Here is a 1469-nt window from a genome sequence, read left to right as displayed (position 1 = left end):
TCATAGGAGTAAGCGACACCAGTTTCCCAATCCACCTTAACCGTCATCCCCGGTTTCCATTTCTCCGGAGCCCGATAGCAGCAACCACCGCCACCACCCTGATACGGCCCGATACTATCGATACCCGGCGTATCATCCACACTGAACCGGTTAATCGCCCACTTAGTATGGTTAATCGCCTCAATGGTTCCTGCCTGCGCCGGCAACTGACTACACGCCGCCAGTAACAGACACAAAACCGCCCATTTAAATCGGTGTTTTTTCATCTTTCGCTCCTTCATTGAGGGATAATCTGGCTTTGAGATGCTCAAGCACAAAGGATGCTCTGTCATCATCCAGTAAAATAGGTTTGTCAAATGCTTCGACCATCAGGGCATAACAGAGGTTAAACAGGTGTTCACGTGCCACGTCTGGGTAGTCGTACGGATTCAGTTGCGGCATTAGCAGATGAGCATCAGAGACGCACAGGAGAGACTCCAGCTGTTTATCAGTGAGATCAATTTTCTCAATGGCGTCACTAACTGGCTCAGCATTCCCCTCACCCCAAAAAAAATTCGAAATGCCGTCACGATCAAGCCAGCTCCAGAACAGAACGGGGCGGAGTAATTGCTGTTGCTGCTCCGCATCCAACACATGAGAAAACAGCACCGGGAAAATACGCGGATCAAAAAAGCGTAAAATGCCCGCCTGTCCCGCGTATGCAGCATCCGCACATTGAATTAAATACTGAGCCAACAGGTCAAATGACCATGACGAGCATAAAATCAACAGCAACGGTTCTTCCCTTAAGCGCCAGATAATTTCCTGCATCCATTGCCGCTGGTCAGGTTGGGTTAAATCAATCCGGATCAAGACCGGCGCATCATCCACCACAATCTCTTCGGGCAATCCCTGAAACAGTGAACACCATTTAATTTCAGGCGAAAAACTTTCCAACGCCGGGATCAGCGAGAACTCGCTCCCGGACTGATCCACAATGATATCGAGACAACGCAGGCCGACATCCTTTGCTGACGTCTCAAGTGAAGCAATCCAGTCAGTTATTTCAACGTTATTCATCGGTTATTTCCTCAAAACAAACCCTTGCGCCATCTCCTGCGCTTTTTTCAGGCACTCTTTACACACGGATTCCGGCAAGTCCGGTAACGGAAAATCCTGTTTGGCCGGGGCGTCCATTTTATGCTGCCCTTTCAGGCTTAACAGGCCCGGCCCATGAATTTCAATTTCTCCTGCCGGAGAGAGACGGATATAGGCGCCGCCACACGCCAACGTCAGGCCATTTTTAGCGATAATCTGTACCTGGCCCTGCGTTGACTTGACCGTGACATCCTTTAACGCGGTGAGACCTAACTCATCCCCGTGGGATTCCATCGTGAATGGCCCTTTCCCCGAGACCAGACGCATTCCCTCTGTCTGCGCCAGTAAAGAGATGGCCTGAGTGGCATTCATACCAATGCGGCAGGCACTAG

The 1469-nt window shown here is 50.5% G+C and carries 3 protein-coding genes; all 3 read right to left on the bottom strand.

Features of this window, described 5'->3' with window-relative positions:
* Positions 1-266 (bottom strand): DUF3304 domain-containing protein (locus AM629_RS21080; protein WP_152912059.1); only part of this gene is annotated, 266 nt, incomplete at its 3' end.
* Entirely contained in the window at positions 247-1059 is an 813-nt protein-coding gene (locus tag AM629_RS21075; protein WP_054481753.1) for a toxin Tle1 chaperone Tla1, read from the bottom strand. The genes AM629_RS21080 and AM629_RS21075, both read right to left, overlap by 20 nt.
* Before the next feature lie 3 nt (positions 1060-1062).
* On the bottom strand, positions 1063-1469 hold a 407-nt coding region (locus tag AM629_RS21070), incomplete at its 5' end, for a DUF2345 domain-containing protein (protein WP_152912058.1).

The organism is Photorhabdus heterorhabditis (genome assembly GCF_001280945.1).
Lineage (GTDB): Bacteria > Pseudomonadota > Gammaproteobacteria > Enterobacterales > Enterobacteriaceae > Photorhabdus > Photorhabdus heterorhabditis.
Note: the sequence above shows the minus strand (reverse complement) of the source record. Positions and strands in the feature narration are given on the sequence as shown.